The sequence below is a fragment of the Massilia consociata genome (genome assembly GCF_042432755.1).
In the GTDB taxonomy this organism is placed as follows: Bacteria; Pseudomonadota; Gammaproteobacteria; order Burkholderiales; family Burkholderiaceae_D; genus Telluria; species Telluria consociata.
Genome location: NZ_JBHLWP010000016.1, coordinates 18,433 through 36,772 on the forward strand (window position 1 = coordinate 18,433; position 18,340 = coordinate 36,772).

The window sequence follows — 18,340 nt, forward strand, 5'->3', positions numbered from 1 at the left end:
CGCGCCATGATAGCAAAGCGCGGAGTTGCCCCACCCGGGAGCAGCGTCAGGTATTGCGCGACTGCGCTTGCGACACATTGCTGCCCGGCGGGACGCTCTGCGTCAGCCACACGTTGCCGCCGATGGTCGATCCGGCCCCCACCGTGATGCGTCCCAGCACCGTGGCGCCCGCGTAAATGACGACATCGTCCTCCACGATCGGGTGGCGCGGCGCCCCTTTCACCAGGGCCCCGCTGGCGTCCACCGGGAAGCGCTTGGCGCCCAGCGTCACCGCCTGGTACAGGCGCACGCGCTCGCCGATGATCGCGGTTTCGCCGATGACGACGCCGGTGCCATGGTCGATGAAAAAGCTGCCTCCGATTTCCGCCGCGGGATGGATGTCGATGCCGGTCAGCGAATGGCCGATGTCGGCGATCAGGCGCGCCAGGAAGGGCACGCCCAGGCGGTGCAGGCAGTGCGCCAGGCGGTGGTACAGGATGGCGATGGTGCCGGGATAGCACAGCATGATTTCCGCCACCGAACTGGCCGCGGGGTCGCCCGCGAGCGCGGCCTGCACGTCCGACACCAGCAGCGCCCGGATCCCAGGCAGGCTGGCCGCGAACGCGCGCGTGATGGTACGCGCCTGCTCGGCAAGGAGCGCCTCGTCGGCTTCCGCGAACTGCGGGGTAAAGCGCAGGGCCCGGCGCACCTGTCCGACCAGCCGGTCGAGCGTCACGTTGAGCGTGTCGCCGACGAAGTAGTCGATGCTCTCGTCGTTCAGGTCCGGACGCCCGTAGTGCGTCGGGAACAGCGCCGCCGAGACGCCGTGCACCACCTGGCCCAGCACCTCGCGCGACGGCAGTTCGCGCACGCGCCCTTGGTGGCGGATGTTGTGGGTCGACTCGCGCGAGGTGCGCAGCGCGTCGATGATCGGGCCCAGGTGCCACTGCACGGAGCCGGAAGAAGAGAAATCGCTGTTCATCCGCCGAGCCTACCTGAGACCTGGACGAAAGAGAACGATTTAGATCACAGCTAGATATAAGTAAATCGTCGTATGGCTATTGGCGCCCGGTTTGATTCATTCGGCCACCCCCGGTCTGCATTTTGCTTTACGTTAATTGTTTTCCGGAATATGCGTCGTTGTCGCCGCCGGCACGGCCGCCCGTTCCCTAACGGGGCATCCCGCCGTGTCCCGCCTCAGGGGCTGCGGCATTGCCCATCACGATCCAGGAGCCGAAGTGTCCACAGCAGCCACCCATGTCCGCATGCACGTTCGCACCCAACTGCGCATCGCATTCGCGTTCGTCATTGCCATCTCCTTCCTGTCCGCCGCCGTCGCGATCTGGCGCCTGCAACTGCTGTCGCAGGAAACGGAGGCGCGCATCCAGCATCCGCTGGCCAAGGAGCGCCTTGTCTCGCAGTGGCTGCTCAACCTGTCGGTCTCGGCCAAGCGTACCGCGGCCGTGGCCCGCTCGGCCGATCCGGAACTGGCCAAGGTGTTCGCGGCCGAGAGCACCGAGTCGAGCCGGCGCACTACCGAATTGCAGGGCAAGGTCGCCGCGCTGCTCGATACCCCCTCGGAAAAAGCCTTGTTCGACGCAGCCGTCGAGGCACGCGGGCGCTTCATTTCCAGCCGCGACCGCGTGATGCAGCTCAAGGCCGCCGGTAACGCGGCCGAGGCAATGGCCCTGTACGACAGCACCTTCATGCCGAGCGCGCAACAGTACGTGGACAAGGTGTCGGAACTGCTGGCGCTGCAGTACACCACGATCGACGCCACCGGCGCCGAGGTGCTCGACGGCGCCGCCGCTAGCACCACGGTGCTGGCGGCCTTGTGCGGGCTGGCGCTGGCGGTCAGCCTGGGCGCCTCCGCCCTGTTCTCGCGCGCCCTGTTCCGGCGCCTGGGCGGCGAACCGGCCGAAGCGGCCCGGATCGCCAACGAAATCGCCGCCGGCAACCTGGATGTGCGGGTCGAGCTGCGCCAGGGCGACGACGTCAGCCTGATGCATGCCCTGCTGCGCATGCGCGACAGCCTGGCCACGATCGTGGGCCAGGTACGCGAAGGAACAAGCACCATCGGGGCATCGGTCGACGTGATGGCGAGCGAGGCGCAGGAGTTGTCGCGCCGCACCGAAAGCCAGGCGGCGGCGCTGGAACAGACGGCATCGTCGATGAACGAACTGGCGCATGCGGTCCAGCACAGCGCGGCGAATGCCGAGGAAGCGAACGGCCTCGCCGTCGCCGCCTCGAAGGTGGCGCAACAGGGCGGCGCCATGGTCGGCCAGCTGGTCGACACCATGGGGTCGATCAACGAATCTTCGGCCCGCATCGTCGACATCATCGCCGTCATCGACGGCATCGCCTTCCAGACCAATATCCTGGCGCTGAATGCTGCTGTCGAAGCCGCCCGCGCGGGTGAGCAGGGCCGTGGCTTTGCCGTGGTGGCCGGCGAGGTGCGTTCGCTGGCGCAGCGCTCGGCGGCGGCGGCCAAGGAAATCAAGGAGCTGATCGACGACTCGACCCAGCGCGTATCGAGCGGCGCCGAGCTGGCCGGCCGCGCCGGCACGACCATGAACGGCATCGTCGAGAGCATCGCCCGGGTGACCGCGATCATGGCCGAGATCGTCGACTCGAGCAAGGAACAGGCGAGCGGCATCCAGCAGGTGCATGGGGCGGTGGCGGACATGGACGGCGTCACCCAGCAGAATGCGACCCTGGTCGAGGAATCGGCGGCGGCCACCGAATCGATGAAGGACGAGGCCGCGCGCCTGGCGCAGCTGGTGGCGCTGTTCAAGCTGCCGAAAAAGCCGGCACGCGCCACAGCACCGGCGGCACCGCGCATCGCCGCGGCAGCGGCGAAGGCCGCGCCGGCAACGCCTGCCACTTCCGCTGCTCCGCCCACGGCGGCCTCGCCGGCCGCTGCAGCCGCAAAAGCCGCGGGGGCCGGGGCGCCTGCCCGACGGGCAAGGACGGGGAACCGCCCTTCCCCGGCCAGTGCGAGCGCCGAGCGCGCGGCCGCCGCCGAAGACGCCTGGGAAGAGTTCTGAGCACCGGGGGCGGCGGGCCGGCCTGGCGGCCCTTCCCCCTGCTCATCAGTATTGTGGCAACATGGTGCCGATCCCGTTCCCAGTCGAGTCCTGCATGAACCTGCCCTCCCACCAGCTGTCGATGACGGTCCTGATGACCCCGGACACGGCCAATTTTTCCGGTAACGTCCACGGCGGCACCATCCTCAAGCTGCTCGACCAGGTCGCCTATGCCTGCGCCAGCCGCTATGCCGGCCGCTATGTCGTGACGATGAGCGTCGACCAGGTGACCTTCCGCCAGCCGATCCACGTCGGCGAGCTGGTGACATTCCTGGCCTCGGTGAACTATGCCGGCCGCAGCTCGATGGAAATCGGCATCAAGGTGATCGCCGAGGACATCCGTTTGCAGGCGGTGCGCCATGTGAACAGCTGTTTTTTCACGATGGTCGCGGTGGACGACGAGCGCAAGCCGGTAGCCGTGCCGCCCTTGAGCCCGTCGACGCCCGACGAGGAACGCCGTTTCGAGGAAGCCAAGGGCCGCAAGGCAGCCCGCCTGGAACTCGAACGCAGGCACGCCGGGCGCGCCGCCGTCCGCTCCTGACCGGTCAACGCCGTGCTGGCGTGCGTCGGCGCGCCGCACGGGCAGGTACGATAGGCGCTCGTCCATTCCCGGGAGCGCGCATGAAATCCAGCATCGGCACCGCCCTGCTTGCAGCGCTGGCGCTGCTCACGCCCGACGTCCGTGCAACAAGCCCGGCGCCGGCCGGCGCCGGGCCGCTCGCCACCATCCCGGCTCTCGACCTCAAGCGCTACATGGGCACCTGGTACGAGATCGCCAAGTTCCCCAATGAATTCCAGGAAAAGTGCATCGGCTACACCACCGCCACCTACAGCCTGCGCGAAGACGGCCGCGTGGAGGTCGTCAACCGTTGCCGGCTGGCGGACGGCGGCACCGACAACGCCGCAGGCGTGGCGCGCCAGCTGGGCGGCCCGGCCTCGCCGAAACTGAAGGTGCGCTTCGCGCCGGCCATCGTGTCCTTCCTGCCGATGGTCTGGGGCGACTACTGGGTGATCGACCTCGATCCGGATTACCGGCTGGCCGCGGTCAGCGAGCCGAAACGCGAATACCTGTGGATCCTGTCACGCACGCCCCAGGTCGACCCGGCCGCCTACGGCGCCCTGCTGGGCCGGCTGGCCGCCCAGGGGCTCGACATGAAGCGGCTGGTGCTGACAAAACAGGCGCACTAGACTCGGCGAAACCGATTTCGGCAAAGCACTACCGCAGCGCGAATGCTTGTGCTAGAATGCGAGCCCTTGGCCTGGTAGCTCAGTTGGTAGAGCAGAGGATTGAAAATCCTTGTGTCGGTGGTTCGATTCCGCCCCGGGCCACCAAGAACAGTGTCAACAAAACGCCAACCCATGCAGGTTGGCGTTTTTGTTTCTGGACTTCGTCGTCCTTGCGTAACACCCGTGAACGAATCCACGTCGCTCCAGGTGTCGCGGCCCTACGCGTCCTCGTGGTTGCACGCCGGACTCAACCGGGATCGTCTTTCCCCATGTCGGTCGATCTCCGTCCGCTCCTCAGACAGCGGCTCTTGACGCCAACTCCCCATTGTCGTGCCGACCTTCCCAAGTTCAGGCAAGCATCCCGCTTCACTACCCGTTGTCTAGCCTCCAACGCCATAGCAATCGTCGGCATGGTGGCGAACTGTTGACTACGGGGAATCCACAATTAATTATATTTCCCTAGGCAAATATAATTCTTATTTTTTCAGACTTATGGCTGTATTTCAGAATCAAAAAATGAACAGTTTGGTTAGCTGATCAGCCAAGCTCGCAACGCGTTGTTTGCAGCGCTTGATAAAGAAATGCTGCCGCTGGACCTGACCGCGTTGCAGTTTGTCGTGGTCATCAGTGCGAGGCGCAATTACGCGCGGACCGTCAACGAATTTTGCCAGCTGGCCGGGATCGAGCCTGGCCCAATGTCGCGTCTACTGGACCGCCTGTAAGCCAAAGGGATCGTCCGCAAGGTGCGCGACCTGGAAGACCGTCGCCAGGTCAATGTTGTCCTGACCGATAAAGGCGCCGCGCTCTGCCCACAGATCAACGCGGCGCTCCACAAGATTACGGACAGTTGCTCAATGGGTTCAGCGAACAGGAAGCGCAGGCCTTCAGGCATGCGCTGGAAAGAATTCTCTTCAATACAAGACAGTACAACACGCATGCAGGCACCACTGCGCCATTGGTAGAAAAGTAACCCCCGGATACATCAGCTCGCGTCTGTGCACCGCCTTTGACCGACGGTTGCGTCTCGCATTCAATCTTTCCCAGGAAGCTCATCGTATGAGTCAAGAAACCAGCAAGAATCCAGCAGCGCCCGCCAGCGGCAAGCGCTTCTCCCGACGCAAGTTTATCGGCACTGCCATCGGCGCTGCAGCCGCCGTCGGCGGCTACTCGCTTGCATTCGGCGGCCAGTTCCGTGCTGCCAAGGCAGATCGCACGGTTGACGTGCTGCTGATCGGTGGCGGCATCATGAGCGCGACGCTTGGTGTCTATCTGTCCGAACTGGAGCCAACATGGACCTTCGAAGTGTTCGAACGTCTGGACAAAGTTGCCGAAGAAAGTTCCAATGGCTGGAACAACGCGGGCACAGGCCACTCGGCGCTCTGCGAACTGAACTACACCCCGGTGGACGATAAGGGGCAAGTGCATATTGCCAAGGCGATCGAGATCAACGAGAACTTCCAGATCTCGCGCCAATTCTGGGCGCATCAGGTGCGCAAGGGCGTGCTGGGCAATCCGCGTGAATTCATCAATTCGACGCCTCACATGAATCTGGTGTTTGGCAAGGAGAACCGGGACTTCATGCACAAGCGCGTTGCGGCGTTGAAGGCATCGCCGCTGTTCGCCGGCATGGAATTGACGACCGATCCGGCCAAGATTACCGAATGGATTCCGATCATGATGGAAGGCCGCAAACCGGACGAGGTGCTTACCGCCACCCGTTCGCCGCTCGGCACCGACGTCAACCTGGGCGCGATTACCCGCCAGTTCTACAAGCATCTCAGCCAGACTGTGGGCAGCAAGATCTCGACCGGGTATGAGGTCCGCTCGATCACGCGTAACGAGGATGGATCCTGGCGCGTGTCGGCGTTCGACGTCAACGACAGTTCCAAGGTTCAGACGGTTGATGCGCGCCACGTCTTCATCGGTGCAGGTGGCGCCGCATTGCCGCTGCTACAGTTGTCGGGCATTCCTGAAGCAAAACAGTATGCTGGCTTCCCGGTCGGCGGCGAGTTCCTGGTCACCGAGAATCCGGAAATTGCCTCACGCCATCTGGCCAAAGTGTACGGCATGGCGGACACGGGTTCGCCACCGATGTCGGTGCCCCATCTTGATACCCGCGTGCTGGATGGTAAAACGGTACTACTGTTCGGGCCATTCGCCACCTGGTCCACCAGATTCCTCAAGAATGGGTCTTATTCCGATATCGTGAAGGCAACCACGCCCTCCAATATCATTCCGCAACTTCAAGTCGGCGCCCACGAGTTTGCGCTTGTAAAATATCTCGCGCAACAATTGCAGCTGTCTAAGGAAGAAAAAATGGCAGAGCTGCGCCGCTACATGCCCGAGGCAAAGGATGAAGATTGGCGTTTGTGGCAAGCTGGCCAGCGTGTGCAGATCATCAAGAACGTGCCCGGCAAGGGCGGCGTACTGAAGCTTGGTACGGAAGTCGTGGTTTCCGAAGATCGCTCGGTGTCTGCGTTGCTGGGGGCGTCACCAGGTGGCTCTACTTCGCCAGCGATCATGCTGTCGCTGCTGGAGAGAGTTTTCCCGGATCAAATGAAGACAGCCGTCTGGCAGGAAAAAATTCGCGAAATTGTTCCGTCCTATGGGGAAAAATTGCATGAAAATGTGCAACTGCTGGCGGCCACTTGGGCAAGTACCGCTGAAACACTGCAGCTCGCGATCGCGTCGCCAAGCCTGGAGAACTTCACTCCAGGCTCGGCTGCAATCGTTCAACCTGGGCAAGTGAAAAAAGTGTCTGACATCGCGCTGTAATGTTGTCTAGCTGCAATTTGAGCATGTCTCATTTGAAACTCTCCATGCGTTGAGTGGCCAGACTCGATACTTGGCTAACCGTCCAAGTCGCACTTCGACGCGTACGACGGGAGCCTGGTATTGAAAATCCTTGTGTCGGTGGTTCGATTCCGCCCCGGGCCACCAAGAACAGTGTCAACAGAACGCCAACCCATGCAGGTTGGCGTTTTTGTTTGCGGCATCCACGTCAGCGTGTCCGGTCTCCTCCCGGTGCCAATCCGAACTGAGGCGTCGGCGGAAAGCCGACCGAATCGCGCAACTCGTCCGGCACCCATCATTGCGCGGACATGCAATACTCCCCATCCCCGTCCCCGCGCTCTACCGGTCTGGTCAGCGACATAGCGATGGCCGTCCTTCGTCGTGCAAGGCCGCGCTCCACGGATAACGACAGCAAATGGGCACTCAAGCATCCGACATGCGCTGCAGCTCGGCGGACGGCACAAGCGGGGGCGCTGCCAGGGAGCGGTAGATTCCTATTGAGCATCGCCGAAAAGCCAGCACTGATAAACTTGACATTCGCTCATCATTACAGGGGAGAACATCATGCAGCTCCAACTCACCTAGGAACCATCATTTCCAACGTTGTTCGAATTTGTATGTCAGCTTCTTCCCTTAGCCCATGACCATCAAAAGCCCGCTGCTCAAGCCAGCGCCAGAAAGCACGCGCAGTGCGTTTGCCATCGCCGGCCATCCGGTTCACGCGATGCTGGTGTCGTTCCCGGTCGCCTTCACACTGGGCGGGCTGGCCAGCGACCTGGCTTACTGGTGGACCGGCGATGCTTTCTGGGCGCGCCTCTCGGTCTGGATCATCGGCGCCTCGTTCGTCATGGGCAGCCTGGCGGGCCTGGCCGGCACGATGGATTTCTTAATGGTGCACAAGATACGCCGGCATGTGGCGAGCTGGAGCCACTTCATTGCCGCGGTGATGCTGATCTCGCTGCTCGCTGCGAACTGGTGGTATCGCGTCAATGATTACGAAGCAGCAGTGCTGCCCTGGGGACTGTTCATGTCGGCGGTCAGTGCAGTTTCATTGAGCGTGGTTGGCTGGTTTGGCGGCAAGCTCGTGTTCCATCACAGCATAGGCAGCGACAATGAAGAAGATTAGCCTGGTGCTCAGAATGGTTTTTGCACCACCAGGGCCACCACTGCGGGAATGAGCAGTATTGGCGCCAGCAACAGCATGCGATAGAACCATACCGAATGCACGGGTCCTTCTTCCCTGAGTTGCTCCATCAGGTTGCCGCAATACAGATGGAAGAACACCATGAACAGAACCAGGGTCAGCTTGACAGGCAACCAGCCGCCGGAAAAACCCCGCGCGAACAGCAACCAGATTCCGAAAAGGATGGTAAGCAAACCCGAGGGTGTCATGACGAAAGCGTAGAGCGTGTGCTGCATCTTGAGCGAGCGTTGCCTGTCTTCGTCATCTTGCGCAGAAGCTTGCTGAGCCAGAAGTTGCGGAAAATAAAGCAGTGTGCCGGCCCATAGCAACAGGAAGGCGATATGCAGGGTAAGCACGAGCAACATAAGCGTTAATTCCTTAAAGCAGTACCGTGGAAAATGATCAGCGCGAGCCCAGGCCATGACGTGGTTCACGCATGGATATTATTATTCTTAGCATAGAATCGGCGCCATGCATGATGTTTTACTAATTAACCGTCATCACCGAACCTGCTTGGTAGCAACGTTGATGCTGCTGACGGGCTGCGGGGGCGTCCAGTCTTCCCTTGCGCCCAAGGGCCCGGCTGCAGCGGAAATCGCACACATCAGCTGGATCATGTTCGTCGGCGCAGCGTTGATACTGCTGCTCGTGATGGTGCTGGCTTTGTATGCGATGTACCGCGCCCCGGACAAGCGTGTTCCTGTCGCGGCAAATAAACTGATTGTTGCAGGCGGCGTCGCGTTCCCGGCAATCACATTGACCGCCCTGCTGGTCTATGGCGTGTGGTCCATGGGTGCATTGCGCGGCGATCCCCAGCCCGAACTGACCATCGACGTGACTGGCAACCAGTGGTGGTGGGAGGTGCAATACCAGCGCGACGTGCCGAGTGCGGGCTTCACCACGGCAAACGAAATCCGCATCCCGGTCGGTGTGCAGGTGCAGCTGAGGCTGCATTCGAACGACGTCATCCATAGCTTCTGGGTGCCCAACCTGGCGGGCAAGATGGATGCGATGCCGGGCCGTGTCAACTCCTTGGTGATCCAGGCGGACAATGAAGGGGTATTCCGGGGCCAGTGCGCCGAGTTCTGCGGCGCGCAACATGCGCGCATGGCGTTTTTCGTCATTGCCCAGCCGCGCGACGAATTCGATGCCTGGATGGCGCAGCAGCGCGCGCCGGCAGCAGCGCCGACCAGCGAACTCGGCCGGCGCGGCCTGGAAATCTTCCGCAATAACCGCTGCATGGAATGCCATGCAGTACGCGGGGCCGACGGGATTGCCGTCAAAACGCGTCCGGGGCCGGACCTGACCCATATTGCCAGCCGGACGCACATCGCCGGCGGCACGCTGAAGAACAGTCGCGACAACCTCAAACGTCTCATCGCCGACAGCCAGGGCGTGAAGCCTGGCAGTCACATGCCCTCTTTCCCCGACCTCAGCGCCGACGAGCTCGAGGCCCTGGCCGCTTACCTGGAGGGATCACCCTGATGACATCGCCAGCTTCGCCCTCCTCTCCCGCACCAGACCGTGCGTCCCATCTGGCACGCATGCAGGCAGTCTGGGAGAACCCCTCCGGACTCGGCATGTTCACGGTGGTCAATCACTCGACCATCGGTTTGCGTTTCATTATCACCGGCTTCGTCTTCTTCCTGATCGGCGGCATTCTGGCGATGTGGATACGCAGCCAGCTTACGTTCCCTGGCAACGACCTGCTCGACCATAAGACGTATGCGGAAGCGTTCACCATGCATGGCACCACCATGATGTTCTTTTTCGCTGTGCCCATCATGGAAGGTATTGCGGTCTACTTGCTGCCCAAGATGATCGGCACGCGCGACCTGATCTATCCGCGGCTGTCGGCATTTGGCTATTGGTGCTATCTCTTCGGCGGGATTCTGCTGTATTCAAGCTTCCTGTTCGACGCAGTGCCGGACGGCGGATGGTTCATGTACGTGCCGCTGAACAGTGCACAGTTTTCACCAGGCAGCAACGTGGATTTCTGGTTGTTGGGTGTGACCTTTGCCGAGATTTCGGCAGTAGCAGCCGGCGTCGAACTGATCGTCGCCATATTAAAAACCCGCACATCCGGCATGACCATCAATCGCATGCCGCTCTACGCCTGGTACATCCTCGTGATGGCTTTCATGATCGTGTTCGGCTTTCCTCCGCTGATCCTGGCATCCATCCTGCTGGAGATAGAACGCGCATTCGGCCTGCCCTTTTACGACACCGCGCTGGGCGGCGACCCCTTGCTGTGGCAGCACTTGTTCTGGATATTCGGCCATCCCGAGGTCTACATCATCTTCCTGCCGGCCGCCGGCCTGGTCACGACGATGCTCCCCACCTTTGCGCGCCACCCCATCGTGGGCTACAACTGGGTGGTCATGGCGGTGATTGCCACCGGCTTCCTCAGTTTCGGTCTCTGGGTGCACCATATGTTTGCGGTCGGCATCCCCTTGTTGTCGCTCGCCTTTTTCTCGGCGGCCAGCATGGCGGTCGCCATTCCCACCGGCATACAGGTTTTTGCCTGGATTGCCACGCTGTGGAGCGGCAGGCCGGTGATGAGTACGCCCATGCTGTATATCTTCGGCTTCCTGTTCATCTTCGTCCTGGGCGGGTTAACCGGCGTAATGGTGGCACTCGTGCCGTTCGACTGGCAGGTACATGACACGCATTTCATCGTCGCCCATCTGCACTACGTTCTGTTCGGCGGTATGGTTTTCCCGCTGTTTGCGGCCTTCTATTACTGGCTGCCTTTGCTGTCCGGGCGCGAACCCTCCATGCACTTGAGCCGCGTCGCCTTCTGGACCATCTTCATCGGCTTCAACGTCACCTTCCTGCCCATGCACCTGACCGGGCTGTGGGGCATGCCGCGGCGTGTGTACACCTATGTGCCGGGGCTGGGCTGGGATCTGCTGAATTTCATCTCCACCGTGGGCGGATTCATATCCGCCATCGGCGTGGCAATCCTGATGGTCGACGTGATCACGCATTTTGTCGCGGGCAAGCGAGTCAAACCCAATGTCTGGAATGCAGGGACCCTCGAATGGGCGATGCCGACGCCGGTCCCGCCCTACAACTTCGCGTCGCAGCCGCACGTCGAGAGCCGCGAACCGTTATGGAAGAATCCCGATCTGGCGCGGGAAATACAAGAAGGACGCCATCTGCTGGGCCATGCCGATGTCGCCCGCCGCGAGATCCTGATGACCAGTATCACGCACGCCAAGCCCCAGGCCGTAGTGATTTTGCGCGGCAACACCGTCGTACCGCTCATCGCCGCCGGGTTGACCTCCTTGTTCTTTATCGGCTTCCTGGCGAAGCTCTACTGGCTTGCCGCCATAGGCGCAGCAGCATCGCTGGGCGCCCTGCTGGTATGGGCCTGGCAAAACGGATCGCGTCATGACCTGGGCGACGTGGATGGGGGCGCGCATGGCCCGCTTCCGGTGCATCACAAGCTTTCGCTGACGCCTGGATGGTGGGGCACCCTGTTCGCCCTGCTGGCCGACGGTACACTCTTCATTTCCCTGATCTTTGCCTATTTTTACCTGTGGACCGTGTCGCCGCAGTGGCCGCCAGCAGAATATCGCCAGGCCAGCCTGGGCCTGCCGCTTGCTGCGTTCGCAGTCCTGTTGCTGGCCGGACTGGCGGCGATTCTGGCGGAAGTCTGCATCCGCAAGTTGCGCAGCGGATGGGCACAGGCGCTGTATGCCACTGCGGCCGTGTCCGGCGTGCTGTTCATCGTCTTGCAGGTCTTGGCGCTGCAGGGTAGCGGTGTGTCCGCGAAAGAACATGCGTATGGCGCTTTGATTCATACCATCAGCGGATTCCAGATCGTGCATGTCGTCATTGCGATAGTCATGGCCCTGTTTGCCTTGCTGCGGGTGCGGCATGGCTACCTGCATCGCACCAGGCCTGGCGAGGGCAAGGTGGTATCACTGTTCTGGCAATACACGATGCTGCAATGGCTGCTGGGGTTCGCCACCATCCATGCGTTTCCCTCCGTCGTAGGGGGCTAATTGATGGATTCTTCGACCTTGAAGCGACTGCTCACGCTGGTAAGCGCGCCGCTCGTCTGGATCGTGCATTTCGTCGTCTGCTACGTCATCGTGGCGCTCGTATGCGCATCGCAACTCGATGAAACCCGCTTCATCGGCCTGAATGCCGTGGAACTGGGGGTGGCCGCCTCCACCTTGCTTGCCGGGGCGCTCATCATCGGTATCGCTGTCGTCAGCCAGCGCCGCTGGCGTCATCCTCCGGGCCCCGATCCGGACATCAGCCGCTTCTTCGCCATCAGTACCTTGTTGCTGTGCGCGATATCGCTGCTGTCCATGCTATGGGTCGCGTTTCCAACCTCCATGCTGCCAACATGCGCTTCCTGAATCCGTCTTTCTGGCGGTTTTCCGCCATCGCCCTGCTGCCGACGCAGGCACTCGCCCACGCCGGGGAACATCACGGCAGCTGGTGGACGCTGGACCCGCTGGTCGTCACGCCAATGGCCCTGTTCAGCGCCCTCTATCTCGGCGGACTGCTTTGGCTGCGCCGCAGGAATTACGCAGGCGTTGCGATGCGGCCCCTGACGCTGTCGAGCGCCGTACTCGGAGCAATCGCGCTGTTCCTCGCGCTGATCTGGCCGTTCGACGCCTTTTCAGAATTCAGCTTCGCAGTACACATGGCACAGCATATGCTGCTGATCGTGGGTGCCGCTCCGCTGCTGGCCTTTGGAAGAATTGGCATTCCCATCAATGCTGCCATTGCCGCCGCGTCGCCTGCCACAGCCGGCGCACTTTCCCTTCCACGCAAGTGGCTGCGCCTGTTGCTGATGCCCTCGGTTGCGTTCAGCCTGCACGGCGCGGTCATCTGGATCTGGCATATCCCCCAGCTGTTCGAACTCGCGCTGCGTGTCCGGTGGATCCACATACTGGAACATCTGAGCTTCCTGATTGCCGGCTACTGGTACTGGACAGTATTGATACGTCATAGCGAGGATGAAGGCTACGGATCGGCTGCGCTGTCGGTGCTGTCCACGCTGATGCATACCGGCCTGCTGGGCGCCTTGTTCACCTTTGCATCACGTCCTATGTATGCCACCTACATCGAAGCGCAAGGCAGCGTGGAAATGGCGCTACAAGACCAGCAACTGGCAGGGCTGCTGATGTGGATCCCCATGGGCGCCTGTTACCTCATCGGCGGACTGGCATTTGCCGCGGCATGGCTGCGTAATGCGGATGGGGCCAGGGAACGGCGATCGTAGAAAGGTTCCGGACTGCTTTTCAATCTTTCTTTTCCCTGAATTCACCCTCGATCACCGTATCGTCGGTGCCTTTGAAAGGATGTCGGCCAGTGAATTTGAAGACGGACGATAACATTCGATCGAATATCGCTCGCCTCAACCAGGGGTAGGTGAGAAGAAAAGCCGTCACGAAACCTGTAAACCCTGCAGACACGTATTCGCCTCGCCACAGGAAGTGCAACAAACACAGTGCGAGTAAACCGATTATGAATGGGCGACGGACAGGTTTGGGTAATACACCAACAATGCGCAGCTTACCTTTGATTATCCAGGGAAATCTTGCAAGAAGAGCGCCAAGAAGCAGTCCTGCCATGACCCGGCCCGTGCCGAGATGATCGGCCAAAACCCCGATGACAAGGAACCCGGTGTAGGTCATCGTGCTGGCCAGCGCTGCCAGCACCAATAATGCAACAGCGATCGTTAGCTTTGGCATACGCATCGCCGCTGTGACGAGAAAACGTAGGATTTGTGTACTCCGGCAAATGGGGTATCGGAAGGCTACCGCAAATTTTAACAGCACTCTCCCGTGCCAGGGTTTTCAAACAAAACGCCACCTTCGGGTGGCGTTTTGTTGTTCGCTGCAACCTGCATCCGGTATCGTGCCGACTTACCTCTCCGCGCATTCTTCGTGTGGCTCGGCCGCTGCCGCCACCGCCGGCGCCGCAAGCCGGAACGGCGCTGCGTGACGGCCGCTCTTGAGAAAATACAGCGGCCGCTTCTTGCTTTCGTCGAACAAGCGCGCCAGGTATTCGCCGATGATGCCGATGCTGAGCAGTTGTACGCCGCCCAGGAACAGGATGATCACCACGAGCGATGGATAGCCGGGGACGGGATTGCCGTACAAGAGCGTGCGTACGGCGAAATAGGCGCCATAGGTAAGCGCGACCAGGGCGCTGGTCAGGCCGGCATAGGTGGCCACCTTCAGCGGCTCCCCGGTGAACGAGGTAATGCCTTCGAGCGCAAAATTCCACAGCTTCCAGTAATTCCATTTGGTGGTGCCGGCGAAGCGCCCTGCCCGCCGATACGGTACGGCCTTTTGCGGGTAGCCGATCCAGGCAAACAGGCCCTTCATGAAGCGGTGCTGCTCGCGCAACTGCTTGATCGCGTCGACCGCACGCCTGCTCAGCAGGCGAAAATCGCCGGTGTCTTCCGGGATGGCAACCCGGCTGATTTTCTGCATCAGGCGGTAAAACAGAAATGCCGTCGCCCGCTTGACCACGCCTTCGCCATCGCGCTGCGTGCGCTTGGCGTACACCACGTCGTAGCCGTCGAGCCAATGGCTGACCAGTTCGGGGATCAACTCCGGCGGGTCCTGCAGGTCGGCGTCGATGACGATGACGGCGTCGCTGTCGGCATGGTCGAGGCCGGCCGTGAGCGCGATCTCCTTGCCGAAATTGCGGCTCAGATCGACCAGTTGCACCTGCGCCTGCCGCGCGTCGAGTTCGTGGATGACTTCCAGTGTTCGATCGGTGCTACCGTCGTTGACATAGATGATCTGGCTGTTCATGTCGAGCGTGGCGAGTACCGCGCAGACGCGCCGATGGAATTCGGGCAGGACTTCCATTTCGTTATACACCGGCACGACGACCGACAGCGACCGCCTGGTGTCATGCGTCCTCATTGATTCCCGCATCATGCCGTGTCCTTTCCTTAATGACTCGATCTGCTCGACAGGACCGGCTGGCGCGGGACGGTACGCAGCAGCACGGAATACCGCTTGTCACGGAAGACCTCCCTGAAACTGCCGTCGGTCAGCAACAACTGCCGGATCGGCGCATTCTTGTCGACGATCGCGTAGTCGATCGCGTGCCGCTCGAACTTCCGTTTCCAGTCGGCCTGACCTGAGTACATCTGCATGTAGTCCTTGATGAAGGTATCGCCATATACATCGGCCCGGCCATCGATGAAGACCTTGCGTTGCGGCCCGAGCCGATAGATCAGGTATCCGCCGTCCTTATAGACGTTGAACATGTTCCCCTGGATCCGGTTGGCAATCACATAATCCGCCGCTCCGGCCGGCAACCGTTCGGCCTGTTTTTCCGCCGTAGTGCGAAACACCGGGCGGTAGAGCGACAGCACCATGACGATGACCAGCAGCAGGAGCCAGTTCAACAGGCCTTCCGCCTGGCCGCCCAGTTGCTTCCCGCCTCCGACGGCACGCGCATACCTGCGTCCGAGCCACGAACCCTGCCACCTGGCGGCACAAGCAGCCGTGCTGCCGCGTGCCAGCGCAAGCGCGATGAAGGGCAGCATCGCCAGTACCGCAAGCGGAACGTGCCTGACCGAGACGAACCCGTTGAACAGGAAAAATCCCGGAACCAGCAGTTCGGTGATATCTGCCTTGGGCGTCGCGTAGACGTACGACAGCAGGAACAGGCCGCACAGCAGCAGATACATCTTGGGCAGGATCTGGTGGAAATCGGGACTCTGCCATTCCTGGATGTAGTGGTTCGCCTCCATGCCGAGGACCTGGAACGGATACAGCCAATGACCGACGAATTCGGGATTGACCAGGCTTGCCAGCGTGGTGGCCGCGGCAATCAGGCTCAATTCAAGCAGGCGCTGCTTCTGCACAGGCGTGCGTCCGGCGCCGAACAGGTAATTGAGCCATTCGGCGCCGGTGAACAGCGCAACGAGCGCGATTCCGATCAGGTAGCCGCCGTGGACATTCACCCATATGACCATCAACACCGGCAGCACGAACAGGGTGCGCCGGGCGCCGTGATACTTGTAAGCCAGCAGGATGGACAGGTACAGGGCGAAAAACAGATAAGTCACCAGTTGCGGACGCGGCGTCCATCCGCCGGCCAGTACGACACCGCCGCAGATGGCCAGGAGGGATGCGACGAGCGACGATTGTCCAAGCCGGCGCATCAGGGAAAACGTCACGCCGAGCGTCACCACGGCGAAGAGCGCCGTCAGCAGTTTGACGCCGGACGACCCCCACAGTGCAAACGCGCCGAACAGCATCACCTCGAACAGCCATTCGTGCAGCACCCAGGGCTGGCCAGCGTGCGTGAAGGAGAAGATGTCACCGGCCGGTAGCCCGCGGTGGTTGACAATGTATTCACCCGCCTTGAGGTGCCAGAAGTAATCCGGATCATTCAGCGGCAGGACCAGGGCCAGCACCACGAACAACACCACGAACGCCAGCCGGGTCTTGGTGAGCAATGCAGCAGCAGTGATCAACATTGGAAAGGCCCGAGGAAAATGAACAAGGACCAATATAGGTGGGTGGCGCCCTCAAGTAGTTGACGCCAAACAACATTTAAAACGCCGCTGCTTGTCGTCGGGCGGTCGTGGTTTTCGTGGCGGACAGCGTGCACCGGCGTCCATTGGTACTATTCCAAAACGGACAAGCAGCGCCAACGGCGCATCTGTCCCCTCTCGTCACACGAATGCCCTGCGCCTGAGGATCCACATGAAATACGCTTCCGTACACCAGTATCTGCAACACGTCGCCGACAGAAACCCCGGCCAGCCTGAATTCTTGCAAGCTGTTACCGAAGTCATGGAGAGCCTGTGGCCCTTCATCGAACGGCACCCGAGGTATACCGAGCAGGGCTTGCTGGACCGCCTGGTCGAACCCGAGCGCGTGGTCATGTTCCGTGTTTCCTGGGTAGACGATCACGGCCAGGTCCGGGTCAACCGCGGCTACCGCATCCAGCACAGCATGGCGATCGGCCCTTACAAGGGCGGCCTGCGCTTCCACCCGTCCGTCAACCTGTCCGTGCTGAAGTTCCTCGCCTTCGAGCAGACATTCAAGAATGCGCTGACGACGCTGCCCATGGGCGGCGGCAAGGGCGGTTCCGATTTCGACCCGAAGGGGAAAAGCCCGGGCGAGGTCATGCGCTTCTGCCAGGCTTTTGTTAGCGAACTGTTCCGCCATGTCGGCGCGGACACGGACGTTCCCGCCGGCGACATCGGCGTCGGCGGCCGCGAGGTCGGCTACATGACCGGCATGATGAAAAAGCTCAGCAACCGCGCCGACTGCGTGTTCACCGGCAAGGGCCTGAGCTATGGCGGCTCGCTGATGCGTCCCGAAGCAACCGGCTACGGTACCGTGTACTTCGCGCAAGAGATGCTCAAGACGCGCGGCCGCTCGTTCGACGGCCTGCGGGTGAGCGTCTCGGGCTCGGGCAATGTCGCGCAGTATGCGGTGGAAAAGGCGATGGCACTCGGCGCCAGGGTCCTCACCGTATCGGACTCGAGCGGAACGGTCATCGACGAGGAAGGCTTCACCGCCGAGAAGCTGGCCATCCTGATGGACGTGAAGAACCACCTGTATGGCCGCGTCAGCGACTATGCCGCGCGCACCGGCAGCCGTTTCGAAGCCGGCGTGCGTCCATGGCATGTCCCCGTGGATGTGGCACTGCCCTGCGCCACCCAGAACGAACTGGATGCCAATGATGCCGCCACCCTGATCGGCAACGGTGTGCTGTGCGTGGCCGAGGGTGCCAACATGCCCTCCACCATCGAGGCCGCCAAGGCGTTCGAGGCGGCCGGCGTGCTGTACGCGCCAGGCAAGGCCAGCAACGCCGGCGGTGTCGCGACGTCCGGCCTGGAGATGAGCCAGAACGCCGAACGCATGAGCTGGCCGGCCGAGGAAGTGGATGCGCGCCTGCTGCAGATCATGCAGGGCATCCATGCGGCCTGCCTGAAGTACGGCGCCCACCCCGACGGCAGCATCAGCTACGTGGACGGGGCGAACATCGCCGGCTTCGTCAAGGTGGCCGATGCCATGCTGGCCCAGGGCGTGATCTAGGCGCCGAGGCGCCGAGGCGC

The 18,340-nt window shown here is 61.6% G+C and carries 16 protein-coding genes and 1 tRNA gene; 12 read left to right on the forward strand and 5 right to left on the reverse strand.

Translation table 11 applies throughout. From position 1 onward, the window contains the following. Positions 1–46: 46 nt before the first annotated feature. Positions 47–961, reverse strand: a complete 915-nt coding sequence (gene epsC, locus ACFFJK_RS17275) for a serine O-acetyltransferase EpsC (protein WP_379680768.1) — start codon at positions 959–961, stop codon at positions 47–49. 256 nt (positions 962–1,217) lie between these two features. Here epsC and ACFFJK_RS17280 point away from each other — a divergent pair, with 256 nt between their 5' ends. The 7 genes from ACFFJK_RS17280 (at position 1,218) to ACFFJK_RS17310 (ending at position 8,211) form a co-directional block, all read left to right on the forward strand. After that, positions 1,218–3,026: a methyl-accepting chemotaxis protein gene (locus ACFFJK_RS17280; RefSeq protein ID WP_379680769.1), complete on the forward strand. Its 1,809-nt coding sequence runs from the start codon at positions 1,218–1,220 to the stop codon at positions 3,024–3,026. A 94-nt stretch (positions 3,027–3,120) separates the two neighbouring features. Further along, positions 3,121–3,606 (forward strand): acyl-CoA thioesterase, encoded by a 486-nt coding sequence (locus ACFFJK_RS17285; protein ID WP_379680770.1) that lies wholly within the window; start codon positions 3,121–3,123, stop codon positions 3,604–3,606. An 80-nt stretch (positions 3,607–3,686) separates the two neighbouring features. Further along, the gene (locus ACFFJK_RS17290; protein ID WP_379680772.1) at positions 3,687–4,253 is read left to right on the forward strand and encodes a lipocalin family protein; all 567 of its coding nucleotides are present in this window, start codon (positions 3,687–3,689) and stop codon (positions 4,251–4,253) included. Positions 4,254–4,321: 68 nt separating this feature from the next. Continuing rightward, positions 4,322–4,397: transfer RNA gene (locus tag ACFFJK_RS17295), tRNA-Phe, on the forward strand. Positions 4,398–4,873: 476 nt separating this feature from the next. Then, entirely contained in the window at positions 4,874–5,014 is a 141-nt protein-coding gene (locus tag ACFFJK_RS17300) for a hypothetical protein (RefSeq protein WP_379680773.1), read from the forward strand. Between the two features lie 334 nt (positions 5,015–5,348). Further along, positions 5,349–7,067: a malate dehydrogenase (quinone) gene (gene mqo, locus ACFFJK_RS17305; protein ID WP_379680774.1), complete on the forward strand. Its 1,719-nt coding sequence runs from the start codon at positions 5,349–5,351 to the stop codon at positions 7,065–7,067. A gap of 658 nt (positions 7,068–7,725) precedes the next feature. After that, positions 7,726–8,211 (forward strand): DUF2231 domain-containing protein, encoded by a 486-nt coding sequence (locus ACFFJK_RS17310; RefSeq protein WP_379680775.1) that lies wholly within the window; start codon positions 7,726–7,728, stop codon positions 8,209–8,211. 8 nt (positions 8,212–8,219) lie between these two features. Here the strand turns inward: ACFFJK_RS17310 and ACFFJK_RS17315 are convergent, their stop codons facing one another. Then, the gene (locus ACFFJK_RS17315) at positions 8,220–8,633 is read right to left on the reverse strand and encodes a CopD family protein (RefSeq protein ID WP_379680776.1); all 414 of its coding nucleotides are present in this window, start codon (positions 8,631–8,633) and stop codon (positions 8,220–8,222) included. Positions 8,634–8,796: 163 nt separating this feature from the next. Here ACFFJK_RS17315 and coxB point away from each other — a divergent pair, with 163 nt between their 5' ends. The 4 genes from coxB to ACFFJK_RS17335 all read left to right on the forward strand — a co-directional run bounded on the left by coxB (position 8,797) and on the right by ACFFJK_RS17335 (position 13,516). Beyond that, complete coding sequence (coxB, locus tag ACFFJK_RS17320; RefSeq protein WP_379681052.1) at positions 8,797–9,753, forward strand: cytochrome c oxidase subunit II; 957 nt, start codon at positions 8,797–8,799, stop codon at positions 9,751–9,753. A gap of 95 nt (positions 9,754–9,848) precedes the next feature. Next, entirely contained in the window at positions 9,849–12,281 is a 2,433-nt protein-coding gene (gene ctaD, locus ACFFJK_RS17325) for a cytochrome c oxidase subunit I (RefSeq protein WP_379680778.1), read from the forward strand. Between the two features lie 3 nt (positions 12,282–12,284). Beyond that, entirely contained in the window at positions 12,285–12,644 is a 360-nt protein-coding gene (locus tag ACFFJK_RS17330; RefSeq protein ID WP_379680779.1) for a hypothetical protein, read from the forward strand. Then, positions 12,632–13,516, forward strand: a complete 885-nt coding sequence (locus ACFFJK_RS17335; RefSeq protein WP_379680780.1) for a cytochrome c oxidase assembly protein — start codon at positions 12,632–12,634, stop codon at positions 13,514–13,516. The genes ACFFJK_RS17330 and ACFFJK_RS17335 overlap by 13 nt, the downstream gene beginning before the upstream one ends. Positions 13,517–13,535: 19 nt before the next feature. Here the strand turns inward: ACFFJK_RS17335 and ACFFJK_RS17340 are convergent, their stop codons facing one another. The 3 genes from ACFFJK_RS17340 to ACFFJK_RS17350 form a co-directional block, all read right to left on the reverse strand. Next, positions 13,536–13,988, reverse strand: a complete 453-nt coding sequence (locus ACFFJK_RS17340; protein ID WP_379680782.1) for an FxsA family protein — start codon at positions 13,986–13,988, stop codon at positions 13,536–13,538. A 174-nt stretch (positions 13,989–14,162) separates the two neighbouring features. Beyond that, the gene (locus ACFFJK_RS17345; protein WP_379680783.1) at positions 14,163–15,191 is read right to left on the reverse strand and encodes a glycosyltransferase family 2 protein; all 1,029 of its coding nucleotides are present in this window, start codon (positions 15,189–15,191) and stop codon (positions 14,163–14,165) included. Positions 15,192–15,205: 14 nt separating this feature from the next. Next, positions 15,206–16,747, reverse strand: coding sequence for a hypothetical protein (locus ACFFJK_RS17350; protein ID WP_379680784.1), 1,542 nt, complete (start codon positions 16,745–16,747; stop codon positions 15,206–15,208). A 229-nt stretch (positions 16,748–16,976) separates the two neighbouring features. Here ACFFJK_RS17350 and gdhA point away from each other — a divergent pair, with 229 nt between their 5' ends. Then, complete coding sequence (gdhA, locus tag ACFFJK_RS17355; protein ID WP_379680786.1) at positions 16,977–18,320, forward strand: NADP-specific glutamate dehydrogenase; 1,344 nt, start codon at positions 16,977–16,979, stop codon at positions 18,318–18,320. Positions 18,321–18,340 lie beyond the last annotated feature (20 nt).

Bases quoted from the DNA above. Each gene is read 5' to 3' on its own strand.
- mqo (WP_379680774.1), top strand. From the start codon at position 5,349: ATGAGTCAAGAAACCAGCAAGAATCCAGCAGCGCCCGCCAGCGGCAAG.
- ACFFJK_RS17335 (WP_379680780.1), top strand. From the start codon at position 12,632: ATGCGCTTCCTGAATCCGTCTTTCTGGCGGTTTTCCGCCATCGCCCTG.
- ACFFJK_RS17310 (WP_379680775.1), top strand. From the start codon at position 7,726: ATGACCATCAAAAGCCCGCTGCTCAAGCCAGCGCCAGAAAGCACGCGC.
- gdhA (WP_379680786.1), top strand. From the start codon at position 16,977: ATGAAATACGCTTCCGTACACCAGTATCTGCAACACGTCGCCGACAGA.
- ACFFJK_RS17345 (WP_379680783.1), bottom strand. From the start codon at position 15,191: ATGATGCGGGAATCAATGAGGACGCATGACACCAGGCGGTCGCTGTCG.
- epsC (WP_379680768.1), bottom strand. From the start codon at position 961: ATGAACAGCGATTTCTCTTCTTCCGGCTCCGTGCAGTGGCACCTGGGC.
- coxB (WP_379681052.1), top strand. From the start codon at position 8,797: ATGCTGCTGACGGGCTGCGGGGGCGTCCAGTCTTCCCTTGCGCCCAAG.
- ACFFJK_RS17340 (WP_379680782.1), bottom strand. From the start codon at position 13,988: ATGCCAAAGCTAACGATCGCTGTTGCATTATTGGTGCTGGCAGCGCTG.
- ctaD (WP_379680778.1), top strand. From the start codon at position 9,849: ATGTTCACGGTGGTCAATCACTCGACCATCGGTTTGCGTTTCATTATC.
- ACFFJK_RS17330 (WP_379680779.1), top strand. From the start codon at position 12,285: ATGGATTCTTCGACCTTGAAGCGACTGCTCACGCTGGTAAGCGCGCCG.
- ACFFJK_RS17285 (WP_379680770.1), top strand. From the start codon at position 3,121: ATGAACCTGCCCTCCCACCAGCTGTCGATGACGGTCCTGATGACCCCG.
- ACFFJK_RS17290 (WP_379680772.1), top strand. From the start codon at position 3,687: ATGAAATCCAGCATCGGCACCGCCCTGCTTGCAGCGCTGGCGCTGCTC.
- ACFFJK_RS17300 (WP_379680773.1), top strand. From the start codon at position 4,874: ATGCTGCCGCTGGACCTGACCGCGTTGCAGTTTGTCGTGGTCATCAGT.
- ACFFJK_RS17315 (WP_379680776.1), bottom strand. From the start codon at position 8,633: ATGTTGCTCGTGCTTACCCTGCATATCGCCTTCCTGTTGCTATGGGCC.
- ACFFJK_RS17350 (WP_379680784.1), bottom strand. From the start codon at position 16,747: ATGTTGATCACTGCTGCTGCATTGCTCACCAAGACCCGGCTGGCGTTC.